The organism is Bradyrhizobium sp. AUGA SZCCT0222 (assembly GCF_018130205.1).
Classification (GTDB): Bacteria; Pseudomonadota; Alphaproteobacteria; order Rhizobiales; family Xanthobacteraceae; genus Bradyrhizobium.
In genome coordinates, this window is the sequence record NZ_JAFCLX010000060.1 from 16,871 (window position 1) to 42,335 (window position 25,465).

Annotated in this window: 23 protein-coding genes; 7 read left to right on the top strand and 16 right to left on the bottom strand. The window is 61.7% G+C overall.

All coding sequences use genetic code 11. From position 1 onward, the window contains the following. Nucleotides 1-134 precede the first annotated feature (134 nt). From JQ629_RS32640 to ocd, 4 genes are all read right to left on the bottom strand, one after another. Complete coding sequence (locus JQ629_RS32640; RefSeq protein ID WP_212035311.1) at nt 135-1,214, bottom strand: hypothetical protein; 1,080 nt, start codon at nt 1,212-1,214, stop codon at nt 135-137. A 214-nt stretch (nt 1,215-1,428) separates the two neighbouring features. Then, complete coding sequence (locus JQ629_RS32645) at nt 1,429-1,857, bottom strand: CBS domain-containing protein (RefSeq protein ID WP_192734339.1); 429 nt, start codon at nt 1,855-1,857, stop codon at nt 1,429-1,431. A 205-nt stretch (nt 1,858-2,062) separates the two neighbouring features. Further along, nucleotides 2,063-2,992, bottom strand: coding sequence for a citrulline utilization hydrolase CtlX (gene ctlX / locus JQ629_RS32650; RefSeq protein ID WP_212416104.1), 930 nt, complete (start codon nt 2,990-2,992; stop codon nt 2,063-2,065). A gap of 103 nt (nt 2,993-3,095) precedes the next feature. Next, nucleotides 3,096-4,151: an ornithine cyclodeaminase gene (ocd, locus tag JQ629_RS32655; RefSeq protein WP_212416105.1), complete on the bottom strand. Its 1,056-nt coding sequence runs from the start codon at nt 4,149-4,151 to the stop codon at nt 3,096-3,098. A gap of 141 nt (nt 4,152-4,292) precedes the next feature. On the opposite strand from ocd, the gene JQ629_RS32660 reads away from it, so the two are divergent. Further along, nucleotides 4,293-4,730 (top strand): Lrp/AsnC family transcriptional regulator, encoded by a 438-nt coding sequence (locus tag JQ629_RS32660; RefSeq protein ID WP_212416106.1) that lies wholly within the window; start codon nt 4,293-4,295, stop codon nt 4,728-4,730. Between the two features lie 108 nt (nt 4,731-4,838). Here JQ629_RS32660 and oxlT read toward each other — a convergent pair whose 3' ends face one another. From oxlT to JQ629_RS32700, 8 genes are all read right to left on the bottom strand, one after another. Next, nucleotides 4,839-6,131 carry an oxalate/formate MFS antiporter gene (gene oxlT / locus JQ629_RS32665; protein ID WP_212416107.1) on the bottom strand — a complete coding sequence of 431 codons (1,293 nt, stop codon included), beginning with the start codon at nt 6,129-6,131 and terminating at the stop codon, nt 4,839-4,841. A gap of 243 nt (nt 6,132-6,374) precedes the next feature. Beyond that, nucleotides 6,375-7,877: a tripartite tricarboxylate transporter permease gene (locus JQ629_RS32670; RefSeq protein ID WP_212035307.1), complete on the bottom strand. Its 1,503-nt coding sequence runs from the start codon at nt 7,875-7,877 to the stop codon at nt 6,375-6,377. 116 nt (nt 7,878-7,993) lie between these two features. Further along, nucleotides 7,994-8,488 (bottom strand): tripartite tricarboxylate transporter TctB family protein, encoded by a 495-nt coding sequence (locus JQ629_RS32675; RefSeq protein ID WP_192734345.1) that lies wholly within the window; start codon nt 8,486-8,488, stop codon nt 7,994-7,996. An 84-nt stretch (nt 8,489-8,572) separates the two neighbouring features. Continuing rightward, complete coding sequence (locus tag JQ629_RS32680) at nt 8,573-9,583, bottom strand: Bug family tripartite tricarboxylate transporter substrate binding protein (RefSeq protein ID WP_212416108.1); 1,011 nt, start codon at nt 9,581-9,583, stop codon at nt 8,573-8,575. Nucleotides 9,584-10,115: 532 nt separating this feature from the next. Beyond that, entirely contained in the window at nt 10,116-10,253 is a 138-nt protein-coding gene (locus tag JQ629_RS32685; RefSeq protein WP_212416109.1) for a hypothetical protein, read from the bottom strand. A gap of 204 nt (nt 10,254-10,457) precedes the next feature. Then, nucleotides 10,458-11,735, bottom strand: coding sequence for a formyl-CoA transferase (frc, locus tag JQ629_RS32690; protein WP_212416110.1), 1,278 nt, complete (start codon nt 11,733-11,735; stop codon nt 10,458-10,460). A 61-nt stretch (nt 11,736-11,796) separates the two neighbouring features. Next, nucleotides 11,797-13,530: an oxalyl-CoA decarboxylase gene (oxc, locus tag JQ629_RS32695; RefSeq protein ID WP_212416111.1), complete on the bottom strand. Its 1,734-nt coding sequence runs from the start codon at nt 13,528-13,530 to the stop codon at nt 11,797-11,799. A gap of 94 nt (nt 13,531-13,624) precedes the next feature. Then, entirely contained in the window at nt 13,625-14,320 is a 696-nt protein-coding gene (locus JQ629_RS32700) for a GntR family transcriptional regulator (RefSeq protein WP_212263995.1), read from the bottom strand. A 214-nt stretch (nt 14,321-14,534) separates the two neighbouring features. Here JQ629_RS32700 and JQ629_RS32705 point away from each other — a divergent pair, with 214 nt between their 5' ends. From JQ629_RS32705 to JQ629_RS32730, 6 genes are all read left to right on the top strand, one after another. Next, on the top strand, nt 14,535-16,664 hold the full coding sequence (locus JQ629_RS32705) for an acetate--CoA ligase family protein (RefSeq protein WP_212416112.1): 2,130 nt from the start codon (nt 14,535-14,537) through the stop codon (nt 16,662-16,664). Between the two features lie 175 nt (nt 16,665-16,839). Beyond that, nucleotides 16,840-17,688: an IclR family transcriptional regulator gene (locus JQ629_RS32710; RefSeq protein ID WP_212416113.1), complete on the top strand. Its 849-nt coding sequence runs from the start codon at nt 16,840-16,842 to the stop codon at nt 17,686-17,688. A gap of 197 nt (nt 17,689-17,885) precedes the next feature. Continuing rightward, nucleotides 17,886-18,854 carry a Bug family tripartite tricarboxylate transporter substrate binding protein gene (locus JQ629_RS32715; protein WP_212416114.1) on the top strand — a complete coding sequence of 323 codons (969 nt, stop codon included), beginning with the start codon at nt 17,886-17,888 and terminating at the stop codon, nt 18,852-18,854. Continuing rightward, nucleotides 18,851-19,342: a tripartite tricarboxylate transporter TctB family protein gene (locus tag JQ629_RS32720; RefSeq protein ID WP_212416115.1), complete on the top strand. Its 492-nt coding sequence runs from the start codon at nt 18,851-18,853 to the stop codon at nt 19,340-19,342. The genes JQ629_RS32715 and JQ629_RS32720 overlap by 4 nt, the downstream gene beginning before the upstream one ends. Then, the gene (locus JQ629_RS32725) at nt 19,342-20,841 is read left to right on the top strand and encodes a tripartite tricarboxylate transporter permease (RefSeq protein ID WP_212035298.1); all 1,500 of its coding nucleotides are present in this window, start codon (nt 19,342-19,344) and stop codon (nt 20,839-20,841) included. The genes JQ629_RS32720 and JQ629_RS32725 overlap by 1 nt, the downstream gene beginning before the upstream one ends. 81 nt (nt 20,842-20,922) lie before the next feature. Continuing rightward, nucleotides 20,923-21,243 (top strand): DUF6665 family protein, encoded by a 321-nt coding sequence (locus JQ629_RS32730; protein ID WP_212416116.1) that lies wholly within the window; start codon nt 20,923-20,925, stop codon nt 21,241-21,243. A gap of 27 nt (nt 21,244-21,270) precedes the next feature. Here JQ629_RS32730 and JQ629_RS32735 read toward each other — a convergent pair whose 3' ends face one another. The 4 genes from JQ629_RS32735 to JQ629_RS32750 form a co-directional block, all read right to left on the bottom strand. Then, nucleotides 21,271-22,233 (bottom strand): aldolase/citrate lyase family protein, encoded by a 963-nt coding sequence (locus JQ629_RS32735; protein ID WP_212416117.1) that lies wholly within the window; start codon nt 22,231-22,233, stop codon nt 21,271-21,273. A 235-nt stretch (nt 22,234-22,468) separates the two neighbouring features. Next, nucleotides 22,469-22,612 carry a bacteriocin gene (locus JQ629_RS32740; RefSeq protein ID WP_212416118.1) on the bottom strand — a complete coding sequence of 48 codons (144 nt, stop codon included), beginning with the start codon at nt 22,610-22,612 and terminating at the stop codon, nt 22,469-22,471. 141 nt (nt 22,613-22,753) lie between these two features. Continuing rightward, nucleotides 22,754-23,341 (bottom strand): GNAT family N-acetyltransferase, encoded by a 588-nt coding sequence (locus JQ629_RS32745; protein WP_212416119.1) that lies wholly within the window; start codon nt 23,339-23,341, stop codon nt 22,754-22,756. 128 nt (nt 23,342-23,469) lie between these two features. Further along, on the bottom strand, nt 23,470-24,888 hold the full coding sequence (locus JQ629_RS32750; protein WP_249135428.1) for an APC family permease: 1,419 nt from the start codon (nt 24,886-24,888) through the stop codon (nt 23,470-23,472). Nucleotides 24,889-25,465 lie beyond the last annotated feature (577 nt).

Here is a 25,465-nt window from a genome sequence, read left to right on the forward strand (position 1 = left end):
CCTTGGGGCAGCTCCTTCGGGCGAGGAGCGGCCGTGCTTATCGCAAGTCGGCTGGCATTACAAATGCCAATTGGACCTGAGTTCGCTGCCTACTGCCGGCCGGAATTCTGCGCTTGGCTGAGGGCTTTCTCGAACTAGGTTTGGAGCGCGTCACTGCGAGCCGGTTCCGGCAGCTTGATCCTCTCGTTCAGTTTTTGATCTACGGTCTGAACCGTGCGGTCGATCTCGGCATTGGGTATGCCGAGCTGATGCGAAATCAACTTCACCAGGAGGTCGACCCGCTCGATGAACGGCGCGCCGCTGGACACCGCACGCGCTGCCGACGATGGTTTTAGAAGGCTTTCAGCCGCCTTGGCATATTTTGCGAAGGGCACCTGATCCTTTGGGTCCGCCCCCAAACGTTGAGCAATGGCATCGACGTGGTCATAGATCGACTGCGAGAGCGACAGATCATCGTATACCGCGTCGCGGATCGACCTCGGTCCGTTCAGCGTGACGCAGCGGTAATTCCCGGTTAGCAGCATCGACCACTTTGCCAGCGGGACGAACAGTGAATCGAACACCCTGAGCTTCACCGGAACGTCCAACCCATCGAGCTTCACCGCGTCGATGTCGGCTTCCAGCTCGCGCAGCATGGCGTTGTGCTTCTCGTCCTCGAAGGTTGTGGCCTTGAAGTTCGTCGGCAGGCCGACATGAAGGACATTCGCCGGCTCTTCCGGCGGCCGGAACGCCTGCGGATCGGGCGAGCAGAGCGATACCAGTCCCGGCTCGAACCGCTCCCATACAACCGCATTGGTATAGGCCGCTTCCAGATTCGTTTCCGCCAGTGCCGGGATCCGCTTGAGGTACGGCAGCGGCGGCATGTTCATGATCGACAGACAGGGCAGCTTCGCCTCGGCGATCTCGATCATCAGGACCTCGATCGCATGGTCGGAGTATTGCGGTTCCTGCATCGCAAGGCCGACCAGATCATAACGCGACAGGTCGACGTCGGCGGGCGTGGCCGCGTCCAGCTTTCCCGGCAGATCGCGCGAAAAGATCGCCCGGTGCGTCGCCTCCTCACGCAGCTTGATACGAACTTCGGTGCCGTCGCGATTGATGAGTTCGGCGGTATTGTTCCGGCAAACCAGGGTCACGTTGTGACCCGCCATCAAGAACTTTGTCGCCAGCAATGAGCCATAAGAGGCTCCAAGTATCAGAATGTTGCGCGCCATACTCTCTCTTCCACCGATGCTAGAATTTTCAATCGAAGCCACACTCGAAATTCCCGTATGAGGCTTTTAGGTCTTCGTGGGCGAAGGAACGGCGCAGACCCAAGCCCCTTCATCGGTCCTTTTTGTCGGCGCACCGCTCCTGCGGCGCAGGTGTACAAACGCCGTTTGCGACAGAGCTAAAACTTGTGGTGCGGTACGACGCTCGAAGTCGATGTCAGGCCGAAATGGCCAGCTGTGCGTTGGCTTCCTCGTCAAACGCGGTCGAGATGTCACGGATGCTGACGACGCCGATCAGGCTGTAATTCTCGAGCACCGGCACATGGCGGATGTGGTGCCTGTTCATGAGATGGCGAACGTGCTCGAGCGAATCCTGCGAACTGCACGACACCAGCTGCTGCACCGAGATGAATTGCGAAACCTTGAGATTGGCGCCGGCTGCGCCATACTCGGCGATTGCGCGAACCACGTCGCGCTCGGTGAACATGCCGACGGCCGTATTGCCCTCGGTGCGAACGACATCCTTGACCACCAGCGCGCTGATATTGCTGGAGCGCATCAGTTGCGCGGCGATGGCAACCGTCTCGTTCATGCGAACCGTTGCGACACGGGCGGCTTTCTTGCGCAGGATATCTCCGACTTGCATGGCAACCTCCTTGGGGTGGATTATGCGCAATTCTGGTATACATAATACCATAAGTCAACACCGAAAAGGACAGGCATCCGCGCACGCTTCGTGCACAGAAATAGGCAGTATTACTGACATTATCGGAGATTTAGCGAGGGAGGGCGAGACGATCCGGCAGCGACGAAGAGCTGGTCTGAGGCGATCAGGTATACCAGAGGCCAGTCTATCTCGGCGCCAGATGAATTCCCGCAAGCGTGCAGCGGACCGAACCACCGGCTCTTTCGATCGTGGGGATATCGAGTGCGACGGGTTTGGCGCTTTCCGAGATCATGCCCAGTTGATCCTGGTTAAGCGAGGCAAGCGCCGTCGTCGAGAGGGCCAGGATTCGACCATCGTTTCCCTGAAGTTCCAGGGCGTTGCCGGCGAATTTTGCAATCTGTTCGTTCGCGAGCGCGATAACACGGCGGCCGGAACGCTCCAGCCTCGTAACGACCTCCCGCCGTCTTGTGAGGTCCGTCATCATGTCCAGTCCCATCAGGGCGAAGTCGGTCGCAATGCACATCAGGACGTTGGTGTGATAGATCGCGACTCCATTATCGTCCCGCGCATCGAAGACCATCGGCTCGAAATTGAATTGGGTCGAAAAGCGCTCAAGCGCAATCGGATTGGTCCGATCGGAGCGGACCGCATAGGCCACACGGTCGATATGATCGAGAACCATGGCGCCGGTCCCCTCGAGAAACAGCCCGTCGGCCTCGAGACCCGAATAGTCGATAACCTGCTGCACCCGATAATGGCTCTTCAGCATTTCGATGACGTCGATGCGACGCTCGCGCCTGCGGCTGACAGCCTTCATCGGATAGATCGCCACATGACCGCCGGCGTGGGTGGAGAACCAGTTGTTTGGAAAGACCGCATCCGGTGTGTCGGTGCCGGTGCTGTCGAACAGATGCACGTTCACACCATGGCTGCGGAGCGTATCGGCCGCTTGCGTGATCTCGGCGTAGGCCGTCAACGAGAGGTCATCCTGCGGGTCGGGGCAGGCCTGGAAGAAATTGTCGGTGGCGGTCTCGGTATTCACCGTGAAGTGGTGCGGCCGAACCATGATCACCGCAGAAGGCGCCTGGACGGAGTATGGAATGTATCTTGCCATGCGATAGCGTTTTCCAGCGAAGTGGACCCGGTTCGCGCTAAGAAAACGCGTCAAAACAAGGAATCTAGAGCCCCGTTTCGATTCAATCGAAACGGAAAAGGCTCTAGGCCTGCTCTGCGCGCAGCAACATGCCAAACAGGTCGCGGGGCTCATCGGGATCGGCGATGATGTCGAGGTCCTGGTAAAACCCCGTGCCCCCGAGCTTGCGCCGGACATAGCGAAGGGCGGAGAAATCCTCGACCGCGAAGCCGACGCTGTCGAACAGGGTGATCTGGTTTGCATCGCGGCGGCCGGTCGCGTGTCCCGTGATAACCTGCCACAACTCAGTGACGGGATAATTTGCATCCATCTGCTGGATTTCGCCCTCGATGCGGGTCTGCGGCGGATATTCCACGAAGGTATCGGCGCGCAGCAAGATATCGCGATGCAGTTCGGTCTTGCCCGGACAGTCGCCGCCGATGGCATTGATGTGAACCCCGGCCGCAACCATGTTGTCCGTCAGGATCGTCGCATACGACTTGTCGGCGGTGCAGGTGGTGATGATCCCTGCACCTTCGATCGCGGATTGCGATGATGTGCAGGCGGTGACAGTCAGACCCATGCCGGAAAGGTTGCGAACCGTCTTTGCCGTCGCCTGCGGATCGATGTCGTAGAGCCGGATATGATCGATGCCGACCGCGGCTTTCATGGCGAGCGCCTGAAACTCGGCTTGCGCGCCATTCCCTATCATTGCCATCGTGCGGCTACCTCTGGGCGCGAGGTGCCGCGCCGCCATGGCCGAAGTGGCTGCGGTCCGCAGCGCCGTCAGCAGCGTCATTTCCGTGAGCAGCACAGGATAGCCGGTCGAGACTTCCGCCAGCAGGCCAAAGGCCGTCACGGTTTGCAGGCCGTGCGCCATGTTCTTCGGGTGGCCGTTCACATATTTGAAGCTGTAGATTTCGCCATCGGAGGTCGGCATCAACTCGATCACGCCTTCGCCGGAATGAGATGCAACGCGCGGCGTCTTGTCGAACAACTCCCAGCGACGGAAATCTGCCTCGATGACGTCGGTGAGTTCGCTGAGCACGGTCTCGATGCCGATGTGATGCACGAGGCGCATCATGTTCGCGACACTGACGAACGGCACAAACGCTTTTTCCGATGGAAGGAGCGAAGACATTGTCGGGTTCCGATCGCACATGTTTGATGGCGAAGGATAGCGACCGTACTTGCTGGCCGAAATATCAGTTTTGTGCTATTTCGGTCATATAGTTGAGCAATTTGTACAGCTCTTTTGCGCGAATTGTACACTGGAGCAGCGATGGCCGCAGCAAAGTATGTACCGGATGATCTGGATCGCCGGATCATCGCCCACCTTCGGACCGATGGACGCGCTTCACTGACCAAGCTTTCCGACGCCCTCGGGGTCGCGCGCGGCACGGTGCAAAACCGGCTGGATCGCTTGATCGACACCGGTACGCTGCTCGGCTTCACCGTTCGCGTACGCGAGGATTACGACGTCAATACCATCCGTGCCGTGATGATGGTCGAGGTCGTCGGCAAATCGACCACCCAGGTCGTTCGAAAGCTACGCGGCCTGACGGAAATTTCAGCGCTGCACACGACCAACGGCAACTGGGACCTTGTCGCCGATATCCGGGCGGCGAGCCTCGCAGATTTTGACAGGCTTCTTCGCGAGGTGCGGATGATCGATGGCATCGCCAACAGCGAGACCAGTCTTTTGCTGAGCACGGTTTGACCGGGATGTGGACTTGTTAGCGCATGCAAGTTCAGGAGGTCCCACAAAGCGAAAACGCGCCCATCCCGCAGGGATGAGCGCGCTTGTCGTCGGATCAGGTAGGGCAGGTTAGGTGGACGCCTTCGCGTTCGCGACCACCACCTTGCGCCATGGCTTGAGCACGAAGATCGCCAGCAGCGAGGCGAGGATGTTGGCGCCCGCCGCGATGATGAACACGCTGTCCCAGGTGCCGGACGATTGCTGCATGTAGTTCGCGATCGGCACCAGCAAGGCTGCCGTGCCCTTTGCCGTATAGAGCAGGCCGGCATTGGTGGTTGCGAATTTGGCGCCGAACGTGTCCGTGCAGGTCGAGGGGAACAGGGAGTAGATCTCGCCCCAGGCAAAGAACACGAAGCCCGACAGCAGCACGAACCAGATCGGATCGTGGCCCCACATGTACAGCGCCCAGATGCCGACGCCTTCCATGCCGAAGGCGATGAACATGGTGTTCTCGCGGCCGATCATGTCGGAGATCCAGCCGAAGAACGGCCGGGTCAGACCGTTGAGGACACGGTCGATGGTCGCGGCAAACGTCACCGCGGTCATCGTTACCGCCATCAGCGTCACCGGTACGCTGTCGACCTTCCAGTCAACGGCGATCGGCTTGAGGTTGGCGGTGACCATCAATCCGCCGGCGCCCACGATCACGAACATGAAGTACATCAGCCAGAAGATCGGCTGGCGGATCACCTCGGTCGGCGAATAATTGCGCCGGCTCTGGATCACGTTGGCGTTCTGGATCACGGCGGGGACCTGTCCAGCCTTTGGCGAGAACATCAGGAAGGCAAGCAGCACGATGATGATGCCTTGTCCGAGACCGAAATACAGGAAGGTGGTCTGGAAGCCGGAATCCTTGATCATCGCCTGGATCGGGGCGACCGTCAGCGCGGAGCCCGCACCGAAGCCGGCCGCGGTGATGCCGGCGGCGAGGCCGCGCTTGTCGGGAAACCATTTCAGCGCGTTGCCGACGCAGGTGCCGTAGACGCCACCGGCACCGATGCCCGCGATGATCATGCCGAGATAAAAACCGTTGAGTGTTTCTGCCTGCGCGTTGATCGCCCAACCGACGGCGCAAAGGACGCCGCCGACGAGAACCACGATGCGCGGGCCGTATTTATCGACGAACCAGCCTTCGACCGGCACCAGCCAGGTTTCGAACAAGACGAAGAGGGTGAACGCCCACTGGATCGACGCACGATCCCAACCGAATTTTTTCTGGATGTCGGGGACGAAGAACGTCCAGCCGTATTGGTAGTTCGCGATCATCACCATGGCGGCGACGCCGATCGCCAATTGCGTCCAGCGGTAGGTATCGCTGACGCGGGCTACTGCAGGGGCCGCTCCTTGAACTGTGTCCGTCATCTTCCCTCCTATGTGCGCTGTTCTATCGCCCGACAGCTCTGAGGAAGGAGTTTGGTATATGATATGCCAGTAGACAAGAGAAATCTTGACTAGATGTCGCAGGCTAGTCGATTTTTTCGTGGATTGTCTCTTTCTCGGTCTTTTTAGAAAATGCTGCAGATAAAAAGACTTAGCCGCCGGATCGCTTTACGATCCGGCGGCTTTACAAGGTCGAAAAATATTTTTGTCTGGTATTTTTAGGCGTCAGGCGACCGAGTGGGGACGCAAGCGGCTATAGCCTTCCTGGATGGCCGACCAGAACAGGGCGATCAGTCCAAGCACCATGATCGTGCCGACCAGCGAGTTCGAGAAGAACACGCCGAGCGAACCTTGCGATCCCAGCAGCGATTGCCGGAAGGCTTCCTCCGCCTTGTCGCCGAGCACGATGGCAAGCACGAGAGGGGCGAGGGGATAGTTGCACTTCTTCAGGAGATAGCCGACCACGCCGAACACCAGCATCAGCACGACGTCGAAGGTTGAGCTGTGGACCGAATAGGCGCCGATCGCGCACAGCACCAGAATGAGCGGCGCAATGATGCTGAACGGCACGCGCAGGATGGCCGCGAAGATCGGCACGCAGGTCAGCACGACGATCAGGCCGACGAGATTGCCGAGATACATCGAGGCGATCAGTCCCCAGACGAATTCCTTCTGCTCGACGAACAGCATCGGGCCAGGCTGCAGGCCCCAGATCAGCAGGCCGCCGAGCAGCACGGCGGCGGTCGGTGATCCCGGCACGCCGAGCGACAACATCGGCAGCAATGCCGCGGTACCGGCGGCATGCGCCGCGGTCTCCGGCGCGACCACGCCCTCGACCTCGCCCTTGCCGAAATTATGGCCGTTCTTGGAGACCCGCTTGGCGATGCCGTAACTCATGAACGACGCCGGCGTGGCGCCCGCGGGCGTGATGCCCATCCAGCAGCCGATCAGGCAGGAGCGCAGCGAGGTCACCCAGTACTGCGGCATCTCCTTCCAGGTCTGCAGGACGACGCGCAGGTCGATCTTCGCCTTGCCGCCACGGAAGGCCAAACCCTCTTCCATGGTCAGCAGGATCTCGCCGATGCCGAACAGGCCGATGACGGCGATCAGGAAGTCGAAGCCGTTGAGCAGTTCAGTCGACCCAAATGTCAGCCGCAATTGTCCGGTGATGGAATCGAGGCCGACGGCCGCCAGCGCAAAGCCGATCATCATCGCGGCGATGGTCTTGAACGGCGGCTCCTTGCTCAAGCCGACGAAACTGCAGAACGCCAGGAAGTACACCGCGAATTTTTCCGCGGGCCCGAAGCGTAACGCAAAACTTGCGACCAGCGGCGCGACCAGCGTGATCATGATGACGGCGAACAGCGCGCCGACGAACGAGGAGGTGAAGGCGGCGGTCAGCGCTTCGCCGGCCTTGCCCTTCTGCGCCATCGGATAGCCGTCGAACGTGGTCGCCACCGACCAGGGTTCACCGGGTATGTTGAACAGGATGGATGTGATGGCGCCGCCGAATAACGCGCCCCAGTAGATGCAGGACAGCATGATGATCGCCGATGTCGGCGGCATGCTGAAGGTCAGCGGCAACAGGATCGCGACGCCGTTGGCGCCGCCCAATCCCGGAAGCACGCCGATGATGACGCCGAGCACGATGCCCAGGACCATCACCATGATGTTGAATGGCTGCAGGGCGACCGCAAAGCCGTGAAAAAGATTGACGAGTTCTTCCATGCTTCAAGTCCTGCAAGCGTTGAGCTAACGACGTGACAATTCTAACGACACGAGAGTTCTATTTTTTTGAGCATGATCTTTTCGGAAAACCGGTATCCACTTTTCCGGATCATGCTCTAGAGACCGAGCCATTCCTCGATCGGTCCCTTGGGCAGCGGGACCAGAAACCAGCGCTCGAAAATCAGGTAGGTGACAACAGGCATGCCGAGCGCCACGGCGGTGACCACGAGCCAGCTGTATTTGCCGAGCCATCGCATGAACCAGCCGATGAAGATGATGGAAGCGAGATAGAGGCCGGTGAACGGCATCACGCCGACATAGATCGCAGTCGGTATGACGACGCTCAGGACCTGGCGCAGCTGTCCCCATTCCGCGAACAGCCCGTCGTCCCCGTCACGCAGCCCGTTCCACAGATTGATCGCGCTGGAGGCGATAATGAAGATCCCGATGTAGAACGGGAAGAAACCGGCACGCGGTCCCTCCGCGCCCCAATTGATTCCGGCCTTGATGCTGCCGTAGACGACGATCGCGCCGAACAACGCGATCAGCAGCGTGACGCCGGCTTCCACGGCCTTGTGGGTCGGGCCGGCGTGCGGGCTATTCGTAGTCATTCAAACTCCATCCGGAATCACGGTTCTAGGTTCGCAGCGCTCCCTAGCGCTGCGCATTCGCCGGTGTACGCGACGGGACTTAGGTCAGTTTCCGGGGGTAGCGAGGAAACCGGCCTCTTTCATCAGGGTTTCGTGGCGCTTCTCTTCCGTCTCGACCCATTTGGCGTATTCAGCCCCGGTCAGGAAGGTGGTGTTGAAGGCGCCGCTCTTCATGAAGTCCTGCCACTCCGGCGTGGCCCGCACCTTCTTGAACAGCTCGACGTAATATTCGACCTGATCCTTGGTGGCTTTGGGCGACATGAAGATGCCGCGCAGCATCAGATATTCGATGTCGAGGCCCTGCGACTTGCAGGTCGGAATATCCTTCCAGCCTTTGCCGTCCGCGACGACTTCGTCATAGGCCATCTGCTTGCCGTCGAACACGCAGAGCGGACGAAGTTTGCCGCCGCGCCATTGCGCGACTGCCTCGATCGGATTGTTGACCGTTGAATCGACGTGGTTGCCGACGAGCTGGACCGCGACCTCTCCGCCGCCCTTGTAGGGAATGTAGGTGAATTTGGTGCCGGTCGCCTTCTCGAGCGCGACCGTGATGATCTGGTCTTCCTGCTTCGATCCGGTGCCGCCCATCTTCATGCCGCCGGCGGGCGCCTGCTTCACGGCATCGACGTAGTCCTTGACGGTGGCGTAGGGCTTCTCGGCATTGACCCAGAGCACGAACTCGTCGAGCGCCAGCATCGCGACCGGCGTCATGTCCTTCCAGCTGAAGGGGATGCCTGTCGCAAGCGGTGTCGTGAACAGGTTGGACAGGGTGATGATGATCTTGTGGGGATTGTTTCCCGAACCCTTGACGTCGAGAAAGCCTTCGCCGCCGGCGCCGCCTGACTTGTTGATGACGACCATCGGCTGCTTCATCAGGCTGTGTTTTGTCACGATGCCCTGGATGGTGCGGGCCATCTGGTCGGCGCCGCCGCCGGTGCCGGCGGGTACGATGAATTCGACCGGGCGAACCGGCTCCCATGCGGCGGAGGCGGTCATATTGCCTGCGCCGAAGATGGCAATCGCGGCTAACGCGGTCTGCAAGACAGAATGCTTCATTTGACGTACTCCCCGTAAAATTTAAATGCGCCGTTCTTTGCCGGCTTTGTCTTTAACTCAACTCTTAACTGAACACTTCTGATCCAGCCGGATTTCCCCACTTGTCCAATTATCTCATGAGGTTTGGTCAGATGGCATTGCAGGTCAGGGTTGCAGACCTTTGTGAACTGTAAGCCTGACTGCTCGGCGCAGCATCCGCGTCTTTCGGATAAGTCTGAGCTGCGAACCGCGGCACCGCCTGCTGATATCGCCGCCTAGGCGCCGAAGAGCCTGCCGCCATCCTCCTGATCGCCTCCGTTCGTTGTTGGGCCGGAACGCTTGGAAGACATATTGGTATGCGATATGCCAATACTGCAAACGAATAATGATGCCAGAGCATAGCTCAGGCTAATTTGTCGCAGTTGGCGCCTGGTCCGGAGTGCTTAAGGCGGCGCCAAAAAAAGAGGCCCCGGAAAACCGGGGCCCTTAAGTCTGGGAGGAAACCTGAAGTGGTCGAGCCTGAAAACGCAGTTTACACTATGACTTAGCGTGCTCAGAGACCGAAACGGGGGAGGTCGCCATTACGAATGGCGATGCGGGAACTCGCGGTCAGCAGGCGGTCGATGGAGGCCATCAGGCGGCCGAAGAACGTGCTGGAGGGTACGAGGCCGAGGGAGGCGGTTTTGGACATTGGTCCCCTTTTCTGAGTCGCGGAGTGGCTCCGCTTCGTGATCTCCTCTAAATTTATGTATACCAGATGCCAGAAACAACGCATTTGTTTGCATGGCAGCAATTAGTCTTTTGCATCGCAGCATAATCGACGGTATTCGGGTTCTCAAACGAAAAGGCCGCCGGAAACCGGCGGCCTTTGGCAGAATTCGGCAGATGAAGCGGTTTATTCGGCCGCCTGCTTGCGCGGCGGATCGAGCGCGCCGGAGTCGTGGATCTCGGCCACCTGGTGATCGCTGAAGCCGAGCACCTGGCGCAGGATTTCGTCGGTGTGCTCGCCGAGCAGCGGCGAGCGCGTCACCTCGGAAGGTGAGTCCGACATCTTGATCGGATTGCCGACCGAAAAATACTTGCCGCGGGTCGGGTGATCGACCTCGACCACGGTGCCGGTTGCGCGCAGTGACTGGTCCTCGATGATCTCCTTCATCGACAGGATCGGGCCGCAGGGGATGTCGTCCTTGTTCAGGATCTCCATCGCCTCGAATTTTGTCTTCGTCATCGTCCACTGTTCGATGCGCGCGAAGATCTCATTCAACCGCGACAGCCGGGCAGGCGGCTTGGCGTAATCGGCGTGGGTCTTCCAGGTCGGCTCGCCGATCACGTCGCAGATCTTCTCCCACACCGGCGCCTGGGTGATGAAATAGATGTAGGCGTTGGGATCGGTCTCCCAGCCCTTGCACTTGAGGATGCGGCCGGGCTGGCCGCCGCCGGAATCATTGCCGGCGCGCGGCACCGCGTCGCCGAACGGAATGCCTTCGCCGAACTGGCTGTATTCCTTCAGCGGGCCATGGGCGAGGCGCTGCTGATCGCGCAGTTTGACGCGCGCGAGGTTGAGCACGCCGTCCTGCATCGCGGCGGTGACCTTCTGGCCCTGGCCGGTGACGGTGCGCTGATAGAGCGCGGTGACGATGCCGAGTGCGAGATGCAGGCCGGTTCCGCTGTCGCCGATCTGCGCGCCGGTGACCAGCGGCAAGCCGTCGCGGAAGCCGGTGGTCGACGCCGCACCGCCGGTGCACTGGGCTACGTTCTCATACACCTTGCAATCTTCGTAAGGTCCGGGGCCAAAGCCCTTGATCGAGGCCACGATCATCTTCGGGTTGATGGCGTGGATCTTCTCCCAGGGAAAGCCCATGCGATCGAGCACGCCGGGGCCGAAATTCTCCACCAGCACGTCGCAGCTCTTGATCAACGCCGTGAGGACTTCCTTGCCCTTCGGGTTCTTGGTGTCGAGCGTGATCGAACGCTTGTTGTGGTTCAGCATGGTGAAATACAGGCTATCCACGTTGGGAATGTCCTGCAGCTGGCCGCGCGTGATGTCGCCGACGCCGGGACGCTCGACCTTGATCACGTCGGCGCCGAACCAGGCCAGCAGCTGCGTGCAGGTCGGTCCCGACTGAACGTGGGTGAAATCGAGAATGCGAACGCCCTCGAGCGCCTTTGTCATATGCTTTGCTCCGTACTCTGTATGCCCTGCAACGCGCAGGATGGATTGGGTGGAAATCGGATTATTTCTTCTTCAGCACGCTTTGCGGATTGAGGTTGCCGATGCGGCCGCTTTCGGAGCCGGCCGCGGGATCGATCACCGCGTTGATCAGCGTCGGCTTGCCGGAATCCATCGCGGCGTTGACCGCGCGTTTCAGTTCATCCGGCGAGGTGGCGTGGACGCCGACGCCGCCGAACGCTTCCATCATCTTGTCGTACCGCGAGCCCTTGACGAACACGGTGGGCGCCGGATCCGAACCGACCGAGTTCACGTCGGTGCCGCGATAGATGCCGTCATTGTTGAAGATCACGATGCAGACCGGCAAATTGTAGCGGCAGATGGTCTCGACCTCCATGCCGGAGAAACCGAACGCCGAGTCGCCCTCGACCGCGAGCACCGGCTTGCCGGTTTCGATCGCGGCGGCGATGCAATAGCCCATGCCGATGCCCATCACGCCCCAGGTGCCGACGTCGATCCGCTTGCGCGGCTGGTACATGTCGATGACGCCGCGGGCGAGATCGAGCGTGTTGGCGCCTTCGTTGACGAGGATGGCGTCGGGCCGTTCCTTGATGATGGTTCTGAGCACGCCGAGCGCGCCGTGATAATCCATCGGCGAATTGTTGTTCATCAGCCGCGGCGCCATCTTGGCGACGTTCTCTTCGCGCTTCTTGGTCACCGCGCCGGTCCAGTCGGAAGGCGCCGCCGCCCAGTTCGCGCCCATGCCTTCGAGCAGCGCCGAGACGCAGGAGCCGATGTCGCCGACCACGGGAGCGACGATCTCGACGTTGGAATCCATTTCCTTGGGCTCGATGTCGATCTGGATGAATTTCTTCGGCGCTTCGCCCCAGGACTTGCCCTTGCCGTGCGACAACAGCCAGTTGAGGCGCGCACCGACCAGCATCACGACGTCGGCGTCTTTCAGAACGGTCGAGCGCGCAGCGCCCGCGCACTGCGGATGGGTGTCGGGCAACAGTCCCTTGGCCATGCTCATGGGCAGGAACGGAATGCCGCTCTTCTCGACGAAGCTCTTGATCTCATCATCGGCTTGCGCGTAGGCCGCACCCTTGCCGAGGATGATCAGCGGACGCTTTGCGCCCTTGAGCACGTCGAGCGCGCGTTTCACCGCTGACGGGGCGGGGATCTGTGCCGGAGCGGCGTCGATCACCTTCACCAGAGACTTCTGTCCGGCCTCGGCATCCATCACCTGACCGAACAGTTTCGCGGGCAGATCGAGATAGACACCGCCCGGACGGCCCGAGACCGCGGCGCGGATCGCACGTGCCAGGCCAATGCCGATGTCCTGCGCATGCAACACGCGGAAGGCGGCCTTGCACAGCGGCTTTGCGATCGCGAGCTGATCCATTTCTTCATAGTCGCCCTGCTGCAGGTCGACAATCTCGCGCTCGGACGAACCGGAGATCAGGATCATCGGGAAGCAATTGGTGGTGGCGTGGGCGAGGGCGGTGAGGCCGTTGAGAAAGCCGGGCGCCGAAACCGTGAGGCAGACGCCGGGCTTCTTGGTCAGGTAGCCGGCGATCGAGGCCGCGTTGCCGGCATTCTGTTCGTGGCGGAACGAGATCACGCGAATGCCCGCGGCCTGCGCCATGCGGCCGAAATCCGTGATCGGAATGCCGGGCACGCCGTAGATCGTGGTAAGGCCGTTGAGCTTCAGCGCATCGATCATGAGATTAAAGCCGTCGGTGAGCTCGCGCTCGGCTTGATTGGTATCGATGCTCTTGGCTGCTGTTACGGACATTCCACTTTCTCCCTGATCGTGTTGGTTCGGACGAGTTGATCGTCTTCTGCTGTGAAGTCGTTCTAACTAGGTAATTCGCTAACTAAACAGTCCTCTAGCTAAAGAGTTCTTGGCCATGCGCTTCGACATAAGCGGCGAGGCCCAGCGTGTGATCGCGTGCGCGCTTTTCGGCGAGTTCGGTATCGCGCGCTTCGAGCGCTTCGATCATGCCCAGATGTTCGGGCAGCGAGGTCGCGGTGCGATCGGTACGGCCGATCGTCAATTGCCGGTAGCCGCGCACATGCAGCAGGATGTCGTTGGTCATATCGACCAGCACCGGCGACTCCGAGAGCGAGATCAGCGCCTGGTGGAAGGCGATATTGGCCTTGGAATATTCCTCGACGTGGTCCTGCGGCAGGCGGTCCTTGCCGAAATCCTTGAAGAAATCGCGCAGCGCCGTGATGTCCTTCTTGCGCGCGGTGGTGGTGATCAGGCGCGCGGCCATGCTTTCCAGCGCGGCCCAGGCGCGGATCATGTCGACGATCTCGGTCTTGGTGCGGCGGACCACGACGATGCCGCGGCGTGGCACGGTTTTGACGAAACCGTCCTGCTCCAGCATCGCGATGGCTTCGCGAATAGGGGTGCGGCTGACGCCGAGGCGTTCGGACAACGCGCGTTCGTCGAGCATCACCTGCTCGGGCGTCGCATAGATATCCATCTTGAGAATAGCTTCCTTCAAGGCTTCATAGGCCTTGTTCTTGAAGCTCGTCTCAGGTGCAATCCGAACGATTGCGATATCTGCATCAGCCATGGCAGGCGTGGCCTTGGGTTGTTTGCGTGCGGGCACGATTCGTCTCCTCCGGTGGGAGACCAGTTGTAACAGGAATAACGTCTAATATTTTTGGCATACCAAATACCACCATGTCAAGTTGACAGTATTTTCAGCGTTTCCGGGGTATCAGGTGACTTGACTTTCTCCGCGCTGGCATACCAAATGCCATAAAATATGCCCCAGGAGGAAGTCCATGTCGAATCCCAAAGATGCAGTCCGCAAAGTTCTCGATGCGGTGAAGGCCGATAAGCGCACCAGCCTGACGGCCCCAGAGGGCAAACTGGTCTGCGATGCCTACGGAATTCCGGTTCCGAAGGAGGGCGTGGCCAAGTCCGCGGCCGAGGCCGCCAAGCTCGCGGCCGACATGGGCTTCCCGGTCGTGATGAAGATCGTCTCGCCGGACATTCTCCACAAGACCGAGGCCGGCGGCGTCATGGTCGGCGTCAAGACCGCGGCGGATGCGGAAAAGAATTACGAGACCATCCTCGCCAACGCAAAGAAGTACAAGGCGGACGCCAAGATCGAGGGCATCCAGGTCCAGCAGATGCTGGCCGGCGGCACCGAGGTCATCGTCGGCTCCATCACCGACGGCTCGTTCGGCAAGCTGGTGGCCTTCGGCCTCGGCGGCGTGCTGGTCGAAGTTTTGAAAGACATCACCTTCCGCTTGGCGCCCGCCACCAAGGACGACGCGCTCTCGATGCTCGACGGCATCCAGGCCAATGAGATGCTGAAGGGCGTGCGCGGCGGTGACCCCGTCAACCGCGAGGCGCTGGCCGCAGTCATCGTCAAAGTGTCGCAGCTCGTCAGCGACTTCCCCGAAATCGTCGAACTCGATCTCAACCCGGTATTCGCCACCAAGAACGACGCGATCGCCGCCGACGTGCGTATCGTCGTCGACTTCGACTACAAGCCGCGTCCGGCGCCGCGCCCGACCGAAGAAATCGTCGCCGCGATGAACCGCATCATGCAGCCAAAGGCGGTCGCCGTGATCGGCGCCTCCGCCGAGGACGGCAAGATCGGCAACTCCGTGATGAAGAACCTGATCAACGGCGGCTATAAAGGCGATATCTATCCGATCCATCCCAAGGCCGCGGAGATCCTGGGTTACAAGGCCTATAAGAGCGTCAAGGACGTTCCCGGCGTGATCGACACCGCTGTCTTCGCGATCCCGGCAAAATTCGTCGCCGGTGCATTGGTCGAATGCGGCGAGAAGAAAATTCCCGGCGCGGTCCTGATTCCGTCGGGCTTTGCCGAAGCCGGCGCGCCCGAGCTCCAGGAAGAAATCGTCGAGATCGGCAAGAAGTATAATGTCCGCCTGATGGGGCCGAACATCTACGGCTTCTATTATACGCCCGCCAATCTCTGCGCCACGTTCTGCACGGCTTACGACGTCAAGGGTTCGGCGGCGCTGTCGTCGCAATCCGGCGGCATCGGCATGGCGATCATCGGTTTCTCGCGCTCGGCCAAGATGGGCGTCTCCGCGATCGTCGGCCTCGGCAACAAATCCGACATCGACGAGGATGACCTCCTGGCTTTCTTCGAGCAGGATCCGAACACGGCGATCATCGCCCAGCATTGCGAGGACCTGAAAGACGGCCGCGCCTTCGCCGAAGCCGCCAAGCGCGTCTCCAAGAAGAAGCCGGTGGTGGTGCTCAAGGCGGGCCGTACCTCGGCCGGCGCCAAGGCGGCCTCGTCGCACACCGGCGCGCTCGCCGGCAACGACAAGATCTACGAGGACGTGTTCGCGCAATCAGGCGTGATCCGTGCCCGCTCGCTGCGCCAGTTGCTCGAATTCGCACGCGGCGTGCCGGTCCTGCCGACGCCGAAGGGCGAAAACATCCTGATCATCACCGGCGCCGGTGGCTCCGGTGTGCTGCTGTCGGACTCCTGTGTCGATAATGGCCTGTCGCTGATGGCGATGCCGCCGGATCTCGATACGGCGTTCCGGAAATTCATTCCGCCGTTTGGCGCGGCCGGAAATCCTGTGGATATCACCGGTGGCGAGCCACCGATCACCTACGTCAACACCGTCAAGCTCGGCCTGTCGGACGATCGCATCCACTCGCTGATCCTCGGCTACTGGCACACCATCGTCACGCCGCCGATGGTGTTCGCCCGCAACATGGTCGAGGTGAAGAAGGAGATGGAGGCCAAGGGTTTTGTGAAGCCGATCGTCGCCTCGCTCGCCGGCGACGTCGAGGTCGAGGAGGCCGCCGAATATCTCTACCAGAACGGCATCCCGGCCTATGCCTACTCGACCGAACTGCCGGTCGAAGTGCTGGGCGCCAAGTACAAATGGGCGCGCGGCGCGGGCCTGCTCTGAGCTGGCGACGACTGTTAACCTCTCCCCGCTTGCGGGGAGAGGTCGAATTCGAGCGGAGCTCGAATTCGGGTGAGGGGGATTCTCCGCGAGTCCAATTCTCACCGTCCTTGTGGAAGCTCCCCCTCACCCCGACCCTCTCCCCGCAAGCGGGGCGAGGGAGAACGGGCAGGTCGCGATGAAGCGAAACGTGATCCGGCGCAAACCACTCGAGCCGAAATCGGGCTTGGACAGTGAGGCCGAGTCGAGGGACGGCGGCGTGCAGTCCGTCGATCGCGCGCTCTCGATCATCGAAACGCTCGCCGAAGACGACGAGGGCTATCGCCTGAGCGATCTTGCGATCCGCACGGGGCTGTCGACCTCGACCGTGCACCGGCTGCTGTCGACGCTGGAAAGCCGGCGCTTCGTGCAGTTCGACCGCACCGAATCGAAATGGCATGTCGGCGCGCGCGCCTTTACGGTCGGCGCGACCTTTGCCCGCCGCCGAAATTTCTCCGCGCAGGCCGTGCCGTATTTGCGCAAATTGCGCGACCTGACGCGCGAGACCGCCAACCTGGCCGTCGTCGACGATGAATTCATCGTCGTGCTGACGCGGATGGAAAGCCGCGAGATCATGCGCTCGCTGACCAAGGTCGGGGGGCGCGTCGCGATGGTGGCTTCCGGCGTCGGCAAGGCCGTGCTCGCGACCTGGTCCGACGAGGACGTCAACGCGATCATCCGCCATCACGGCATGCCGCGCCTGACCGAAAAGTCGATCGTGCGGCCGAGCGATCTGTTCAAGGAGCTCGAAAAAGTCCGCCGCCGGGGTTTTGCCATCGACGACGAGGAAGCCTGCATGGGCCTGCGCTGCATCGCCGCCGTGGTCTACAACGACTGCAGCGAGCCGCTGGCCGCGATCTCGGTGTCCGGCATGGCCAGCCGTCTGACCGACGATCGCCTGCCATCGCTGGGCCAGACCGTCCGCGAGGTGGCGGCTGAACTCACGGTGGCGCTCGGCGGCGTGATGCCGGCTGGGAAATCGGACTGAGCGGCGGAAGTTTCGGCGAAAACGCGGACGGACGTCCAGGGCGGGTCGGCGGGCAATACCGCCCCCACGTTTTTGCAGCGGAACATCACGACGGCGAACGGTCCGTCTGGACAGCGGCGGCTTTTCCGGCTGATATGCGACGAAATGACACGATGCGGCAAATGCGTAGCCATCTGCATCAGCCTGGAGGAACTCCCATGATCCCGTTTTATACGCGCCTCATCGGCGCGGCGGTCGCGCTGACGCTCGCGGCAGGCAGCCCGGCGCTGTCGCAGCAGCTCGAACTCAAGCTGATGGCACCCGCGGCGCCCGGCGGCGGATGGGATCAGACCGCGCGTGCGATGCAGCAGGCATTTGTCGCCGCCGGTATCGCGCGCAGCGTCCAGGTCACCAACGTTGCCGGCGCGGGCGGCAGCGTCGGCATCGCGCAGTTCGTCAACGGCGCCAAGGGCGACGGTAACCAGATGATGGTGAACGGCTTCGTCATGGTCGGCGCGCTCGCCATGAACAAATCGCCGGTCACGCTCGAACAGGTGACGCCGATTGCGCGGCTCACCGAGGAAATCCAGGTCATCGTCGTGCCGGCGAATTCGCCGATCAAGACGGCGCAGGATCTGGCCGCCGCGCTCAAGGCCGATATCGCCAAGGTCACCTTTGCCGGCGGCTCGGCCGGCGGCGTCGACCATGTGATGGCGGCATTGTTCGCGGGCGCCGTGGGCGCCGACGCCAAGAAGGTCAACTACATCCCGTTTTCCGGAGGCGGCGAGTCGCTGGCGGCCATCCTTGGCGGGAAGGTCACCGCGGGCATTTCGGGAATGAGCGAATACGACGGTCAGATCAAGTCCGGCAAACTGCGCGCGATCGGCATGACGTCGGAAAAGCGGATCCCCGGCAGCGATATTCCGACCTTCAAGGAGCAGGGCATCGACCTCGTGCTGGCCAACTGGCGCGCGGTGATGGCGCCCCCCGGCATCACGGCGGAACAGAAGAAGACGCTGAGCGATGCGGTGGAGAAGATGGTCAAGTCCGGCGCCTGGAAAGATGTTCTCAAGCAGAAGGGCTGGGATGACGCCTATCTTTCCGGCGACGCGTTCGCGGATTTCCTGAAGAAGGAAACGGTGCGCGTCACCGACGTGCTGAAGTCGGTCGGCCTCGTCAAATCATGACGTCGGATAGCGGTTCGCAGAGTTCGGCGCCGCGGCGCATCGATGCCGCGGGCGTGGTCATTGCGCTCGCGCTCGCGGCGTTGGCTGCGGTGCTGGTGTGGGACGCGAGCCAGCTGCAATCCAACAATCCCTACGGCATGGGACCCCACGTGATGCCTGTCGTCATCGCCGTGGGGCTCGGCATTCTCGCGATCGGCAATCTGGTCGAGGCGTTGCGCGGCAATCTGCCGGCACGCGAGAGTGCCGATGCCAAAGCGGTGTGGCTGATTCTTGGCGGGTTGGCGCTGCTGATCGCCATCATCGGTCTTGGCGGCGGCTTTATCCCGGCGACCACGGCATTGTTCGTCGCCACGGCGACGGCCTTCGGGCGGCGCGCCATTCTCGCCGATCTCGCCATCGGCTTCGTCATGACCACCTTGATCTATGTCGCCTTCAGTCGGCTGCTGACGTTGAGCCTTCCCGCCGGCCCACTGGAAAGGCTGTTTTGATGGACGCCTTCGTCGCGCTCGCCAACGGCATGGCTGTCGCTATCCAACCCATGAACATGCTCTATGCGTTGATCGGCGTGCTGCTCGGCACCGCGGTTGGCGTGTTGCCCGGCATAGGGCCTGCGCTCACCGTCGCCCTGCTGCTGCCGGTGACCTACAAGCTCGATCCCGGCGGTTCGCTGATCATGTTCGCCGGCATCTATTATGGCGGCATGTATGGCGGATCCACCACCGCCATCCTCATCAACACGCCCGGCGAGAGCGCATCGATGGCGACCGCGCTGGAGGGCAACAAGATGGCCAAGGCCGGCCGCGGCGGGCCTGCACTGGCGACCGCCGCAATCGGCTCGTTTGTCGCCGGCACCATCGCCACCATTGGTCTCGCCTTTCTGGCGCCCTGGCTGGTCGACTTTGCGGTGCACTTCGGGCCGGAAGATTATTTTGCGTTGATGTGCGTGGCTTTCGTCACAGTGTCGGCAACCTTCGGAAGTTCGCCGATCCGCGGACTGACCAGCCTGTTCATCGGGCTGACGCTCGGGCTCGTCGGCATCGACAAGCTCACCGGCCAGCCCCGGCTCGCCTTCGGCATCCCCGAACTGCTCGACGGCGTCGAAGTGACGACGCTGGCGGTCGGCCTGTTCGCGGTGGGGGAGGCGCTCTACGTCGTCTCGCGCCGTCATCACTCCGAAGAAAAGCTCGAGCCGGTGCGCGGCTCGCTATGGATGACCAAAGAGGACTGGCAACGGTCGTGGAAACCGTGGCTGCGCGGCACCATGTTCGGTTTTCCGATCGGCGCGCTGCCTGCCGGCGGCGCGGAGATTCCAACCTTTCTGTCTTATTCAACTGAAAAGAGGCTGTCGAAACATCCCGAGGAATTCGGCAAGGGCGCGATCGAAGGCGTCGCGGGGCCGGAAGCCGCCAACAACGCATCCGCCGCCGGCACCCTCGTGCCGCTCTTGACGCTGGGGCTTCCGACCTCGGCGACCGCCGCGATGATGCTGGCGGGCTTTCAGCAATACGGCCTGAACCCGGGGCCGCTGCTGTTTGCCGAGCGGCCCGATCTGGTGTGGGGCCTGATCGCCAGCCTGTTCATCGCCAACGTCATGCTGCTGGTGCTCAACCTGCCGCTGGTCGGCCTGTGGGTGAAACTGCTCGCGATCCCGCAGCCGTGGCTGTACGCCGGCATTCTGGTCTTTGCGACCACCGGCACCATCGCGGCAAAACCGTCGGTGGTCGAACTGTCGATGCTGGCGGGTTTCGGCGTGATGGGCTTCCTGATGCGTCGGTTCGATTTTCCGATCGCGCCTGTCGTGGTCGGTCTGATCCTGGGGCCGATCGCCGAAAGCCAGTTGCGCCGCGCGATGTCGATCAGCCTCGGCGATCCCATGGCGCTGCTGCAAAGCCCGATGTCGGCGACGCTGCTCGGCATCGCGCTGATCGCGCTGGTAGCGCCGTTCGTGATGCAGGGGCTGGGGCGGTTCAAGGCGAACGAGGACTAGGGGCGCGCCTGTCTTGAACCACCCCGTACCGGCCAATATTATAAGTGCTAGTTGGCAGGCCATGTTTCGGAGCGCGCCGCTATGGCGTTCAATTTACTTCAATCCGGATACGCAACTCTCCAATACGAGATCGCCGAGGAGAGGGCGTCAGCGCTCGGACGGCTTGGACGGCGGCTCGAGGCCGCGCTGACGGCACTTGCCGCATGTCCGCGGACGGCGAACTCCGATCGAAAAATCCGCGATCGTCTCGTCGAACAGGCGGGGTATGCGCTCTGGCTCTTCGTCGTGCAGCGCGAGGCCTGCGGTCTCAACAAGATCGACCACGTGATCAAGCTCTACGGGGTGCCGAACGAGGTGCTTGCCCGCATGGGGCCATTGCCGAAAGCCCGCCCTCCGGCGTGATCCAGGGGCCGCCCCAATCCGCTTCGGCTACACCGGCAGTTTCCGCTTCTGGTGTGCCCGGCCCTTGATGGCGGCGGCCTCGCTATGCCCCGCGATTACGCGCACGCCTTCGTCAATTCGTGTCGTGATGTTGTCCGCCGTGCAGCCTTGCAGGAATGCGACGCCGTTGTTGCGGCAGGCCGCCAGAATGCGATTCCGCGCCGCCTGCATTTCCCGCGGAAAGGGTTCGCGGGGAATTTCGCGATAGCCGAGCGAAAGACTGAGGTCGCCCGGGCCGATCTCGGCAAATCCCAGTCCGGGCACGCCAAGGATCTCCTCGCAATTGGCGACGCCCTCGGGGCTTTCCAGCTTCACGCCCAGCAGCAGTTCACCTTTCGGATTGAGCGGCCAGGGATCGCAGCGCGCCATATATTCTTCGGTGGTCAGGCCCCACACAGGTGCCGCCGTGGTTTCCGATCCGCGCCCCCGCGTGCCGATGCCGAGCAGCTTGCGGCCGGCGGCGTCGATGCCGCCGTCTTTTGCGCGTATCGCTCCCGCCATCCGTGCCAGCGGCGAGGGGATTTCGGGATCGACGCCATCAGTGTTGTGTGGATAGCGGCAGGATTCCACGAAGGCCCGCACCGCGTCGGCGGTTTCCGCCTGGCACAGCAGGATGCCATGCACGCCGCGGCCGAGGATCTGGCGGAACTGCCAGGCGTTGTAACGTACATGCGCGGCGTCGATGCCATTGACCGGCGCCTCGACGATGACCGTCGGCGTGCGGTGCCCGGAACGCGTCGGCCCGGCATCGACCATGCCGCGCATGTACTCGGCAAGGCCGGCCATATCGAAAGCGCCGTGCTCCATGCCGACATTCATGTAGTCGGCCCAGGTCCCGGCATCGATGCGGCCTTGCGCATGGGTCAGCACATGGCCGCTGTGCGCTCCGTCATAATAGATCGCCTGATCCTGCTCCAGCAGTTCAACGCAGCGACTGATCCGCTTGCCCATGCAGGGTTTCCTCCGACAGTTTCCGCAGGTGCCGGCGCAAGGCTAGCACGCTGCCGCGCCACCGTGGACAGGGGCGGTGATCACTATCGCGCTGATTGTGCAAAAGCGTTGTTGGGGAAACAGGAAATCGGCCGCCGCAACCGGCAGCCGAACCAGCGATCGACGGAATGGCGCCTTGAAGTCGGCCGAGGGCCGCAGGGCGGACTGTTGCGTCAGTCCGCTCCGCGGACCGTTGTCACTTGAACATGCCGAGAATCCACTTGATGAGCTGATCCATCGGCGAAGGCTTTGGATGGGGCATCGTGCCGTCCCTGGACGTAGCCATGCCTCCGTACACCGCGGACAGCTCGTCGATGTTCAACTCGTGATCGTTTTGCATCCGTGATCTCCCTTTTAGACCGATGGACGCCTCATCCACCGTGCCGGGGAGGGTAGAACGGGCGCTCAGCCGGGAGCGTGATCCACGTCACGAACTCTGCAGGGTGTGCGCGGATCCGTTGAACCAATCAGGCCTGTGGGCTCAGGGTCGCGCCCGCAGCATTGGCGTCATTGCGGGAGAAGAGCCGCTTTGTATCCTGCCGATGATCTTGAAGCCGTGGCGTTCGTAGAGGGAAATGTTGCGCGGATTCGAGCTTTCGAGGTAGGCGGCGGTGCCCTGCTCGTCGCAGCGTCGAAGCGCGTGTTTCATCAACAGCGCGCCGAGCCCTTGCCCGATCCATTTCGGATCGGCGGCAAAAAGCGGCAGGTACCAATGCGGCTCATGCGGATGATGTTCGGCCATGCCCTTCATCAGCACGCCAACATCGTCGGCGATCTCCGGGCGCAGCGAGCCCTCCATGACTGCGCCCATCGCCGTGTCGTCGGGCTCGATGCCTGGCGGCAGCCACAGGGCGGCGGCGCGAGCGTGGTCCGTGATGTCGGCTGTGCCATGTTCGAATGCCCGGCCGCCAAAGGCTTTGACGAATCGCGGCATCACCCTGAGATATTCGGACGCGTCGGGCCAAACCCAGCGCGTCATCGGGTCGGCCGCGAACCCGAGCACGATGGTGCTGATGACCGTTTTCTCGATGCTTGCGTCCGCTGATTTCACTTCCGGCATCGCCGACATCGGGTCATCCCTCATTTCGATTGGGTCACCACCGATGTAGGTGCACGAATGCGTTCTTTCCAGGCGTCGGAACCCGCTCGGCGTGGTCGGCGAGACCGGATTCCAAGCCTGTCGACGCCGATCGCCGCCTAGTTGACAGGCCCGCCGCGACCGAGATTTTCCGCATCCGGGTCCGCGCGCTTCACCCCGGTCGCGCGGTTGACCATGACCGTGACGAACCAGAGAACGACGCCGACCGCGAGCAGAACGCCGGCGATGCGGTACTGCACAGGGTCACGGCCGGTCCAGGGACCGGTCAGGAAGGCGCAGAACACCGCCCCCAGGATCGGCAGAATAGTCGGCGTGCGGAAATGCTGATGATCGACAGGGTCGCGCCGAAGCACCAGCACCGCAACATTGACCACCGTGAACACGCACAACAAAAGCAGCGCCGTGGTGCCTCCGAGCGCCGGCACCTCGCCGACAAAGGTGATCAGTCCGAAGGCCAGCAGCGTCGTGAAGCCAATCGCGACATAGGGCGTGCGCCGCGTCGCGTGCACCTTGCCGAGGGTGGGCGGAAGCACATGCTCGCGGCTCATGCCATACACAAGGCGGCTGGCCATCAGCATGTTGATGAGCGCGCTGTTCGCGACCGCGAACATGGTGATGAAGCCGAAGATCCAGAGCGGGAAACCGGGCGCGCCTTTTTGAACCACTTGCAGAAGAGGGGTCTCGCCTTCGCCCAATTGCTCCGGAGCCACCAGCGTGATCGCGGAAATCGAGACCAGAACATAGATGACACCGGTAATCGCAAGGCCCGCAAGCAGCACTTTTGGGAAGTGGCGGGTTGGATCCTTGCATTCCTCGGCCATGTTGACCGAATCCTCAAAGCCCACCATGGCAAAGAACGCGAGCGTGGTCGCTGCGACCACCGGCCAGAACATGCCGCCGTCCGGGGTCGAGCGAAACTGCATCACGCGCGACACGTCGCCCTGGCCGAGGCCGATGGCCCAAAGGCCGATGACGATAATGATCAGCAGACCGGTCAGCTCGACGCAGGTGAGCACCACATTGGCTTTCACGCTTTCGCCGACGCCGCGGAAGTTGACCGCTGCAACGACCGCCATGAAAGCAAGACCCGTGACGGTGATGCCAAAACCGGTCAGGCCGAGCCCCATCGCGTGCGACATGTTCGCCGCGAACGCCCGGGAGGCCGTCGATGCCGAGGTGATCCCCGAGCACATCACCGCAAAGGCGACGATGAACGTGATGAAATGGATGCCGAAAGCCTTGTGGGTATAGAGGGCCGCGCCCGCCGCTTTCGGATATTTCGTGACCAGTTCGAGATAGCTGAACGCCGTCACCAGCGCGACCACGAATGCGACCACGAAGGGCAGCCACACCACCCCGCCTACCTGCTTGGCGACCTGGCCCGTCAGCGCATAGATCCCGGTGCCGAGAATGTCGCCGACGATAAACAGGAGGAGCAGCCAGGGGCCCATGACCCTGTGAAGGCTCGGTTCGACGCTGCTTGACGGGGTACCGGCGTTGACGGTGACATCGGCCATCGTACGTCCTTTCCACTCTCGGTAGCGCCGGTGCAGTGTATCGGCAGTTCGAGATTTGTGGAAGGTGCGGGTTAAACCATTCACAGCTCGGTGCACCGCACCGCGGGACGTTGCTTGGTCGGTTCTCTCGTCATTGCGAGCGTAGCGAAGCAATCCATATTACGCCAAGCCGTGCCATGGATTGCTTCGCGGAGCCTGTCATCGGGCGCGCATTCGCGCGACCCGTTGGCTCGCAATGACGGTTGATTGCGACAAAACAACCCGACGGGCAAATCAGTGCTGAGTTTCAGAAATCGTGTCAAGTGGAAAATTTCTGTAAATCAAAAATATTCTTGTTGTCGGTCGACCCAAATCAGTGCGCATCTATCGTCATCCCGTCCTGGTCAGAAGGGCGTCGGCCGTCGTCACGGACGTTGGGCGGGTTGCGGTGGACGCTGGTCTACGTCTGACGATGGCGTGGATCGAGCGTACGGCAAAACCGTGTGGTCCTGGCGCCCGTTGCTGGCGTCAAGCCGTCGGCTAAGCGTGAGCTGAACCGGCGGTGACGGAGTCAACCAAGAACTCGTCTCCGGGGAGA

Coding starts and splice junctions, on each gene's coding strand:
- JQ629_RS32640 (WP_212035311.1), bottom strand. CDS start 1,214: ATGGCGCGCAACATTCTGATACTTGGAGCCTCTTATGGCTCATTGCTG.
- JQ629_RS32645 (WP_192734339.1), bottom strand. CDS start 1,857: ATGCAAGTCGGAGATATCCTGCGCAAGAAAGCCGCCCGTGTCGCAACG.
- ctlX (WP_212416104.1), bottom strand. CDS start 2,992: ATGGCAAGATACATTCCATACTCCGTCCAGGCGCCTTCTGCGGTGATC.
- ocd (WP_212416105.1), bottom strand. CDS start 4,151: ATGTCTTCGCTCCTTCCATCGGAAAAAGCGTTTGTGCCGTTCGTCAGT.
- JQ629_RS32660 (WP_212416106.1), top strand. CDS start 4,293: ATGGCCGCAGCAAAGTATGTACCGGATGATCTGGATCGCCGGATCATC.
- oxlT (WP_212416107.1), bottom strand. CDS start 6,131: ATGACGGACACAGTTCAAGGAGCGGCCCCTGCAGTAGCCCGCGTCAGC.
- JQ629_RS32670 (WP_212035307.1), bottom strand. CDS start 7,877: ATGGAAGAACTCGTCAATCTTTTTCACGGCTTTGCGGTCGCCCTGCAG.
- JQ629_RS32675 (WP_192734345.1), bottom strand. CDS start 8,488: ATGACTACGAATAGCCCGCACGCCGGCCCGACCCACAAGGCCGTGGAA.
- JQ629_RS32680 (WP_212416108.1), bottom strand. CDS start 9,583: ATGAAGCATTCTGTCTTGCAGACCGCGTTAGCCGCGATTGCCATCTTC.
- JQ629_RS32685 (WP_212416109.1), bottom strand. CDS start 10,253: ATGTCCAAAACCGCCTCCCTCGGCCTCGTACCCTCCAGCACGTTCTTC.
- frc (WP_212416110.1), bottom strand. CDS start 11,735: ATGACAAAGGCGCTCGAGGGCGTTCGCATTCTCGATTTCACCCACGTT.
- oxc (WP_212416111.1), bottom strand. CDS start 13,530: ATGTCCGTAACAGCAGCCAAGAGCATCGATACCAATCAAGCCGAGCGC.
- JQ629_RS32700 (WP_212263995.1), bottom strand. CDS start 14,320: ATGGCTGATGCAGATATCGCAATCGTTCGGATTGCACCTGAGACGAGC.
- JQ629_RS32705 (WP_212416112.1), top strand. CDS start 14,535: ATGTCGAATCCCAAAGATGCAGTCCGCAAAGTTCTCGATGCGGTGAAG.
- JQ629_RS32710 (WP_212416113.1), top strand. CDS start 16,840: ATGAAGCGAAACGTGATCCGGCGCAAACCACTCGAGCCGAAATCGGGC.
- JQ629_RS32715 (WP_212416114.1), top strand. CDS start 17,886: ATGATCCCGTTTTATACGCGCCTCATCGGCGCGGCGGTCGCGCTGACG.
- JQ629_RS32720 (WP_212416115.1), top strand. CDS start 18,851: ATGACGTCGGATAGCGGTTCGCAGAGTTCGGCGCCGCGGCGCATCGAT.
- JQ629_RS32725 (WP_212035298.1), top strand. CDS start 19,342: ATGGACGCCTTCGTCGCGCTCGCCAACGGCATGGCTGTCGCTATCCAA.
- JQ629_RS32730 (WP_212416116.1), top strand. CDS start 20,923: ATGGCGTTCAATTTACTTCAATCCGGATACGCAACTCTCCAATACGAG.
- JQ629_RS32735 (WP_212416117.1), bottom strand. CDS start 22,233: ATGGGCAAGCGGATCAGTCGCTGCGTTGAACTGCTGGAGCAGGATCAG.
- JQ629_RS32740 (WP_212416118.1), bottom strand. CDS start 22,612: ATGCAAAACGATCACGAGTTGAACATCGACGAGCTGTCCGCGGTGTAC.
- JQ629_RS32745 (WP_212416119.1), bottom strand. CDS start 23,341: ATGTCGGCGATGCCGGAAGTGAAATCAGCGGACGCAAGCATCGAGAAA.
- JQ629_RS32750 (WP_249135428.1), bottom strand. CDS start 24,888: ATGGCCGATGTCACCGTCAACGCCGGTACCCCGTCAAGCAGCGTCGAA.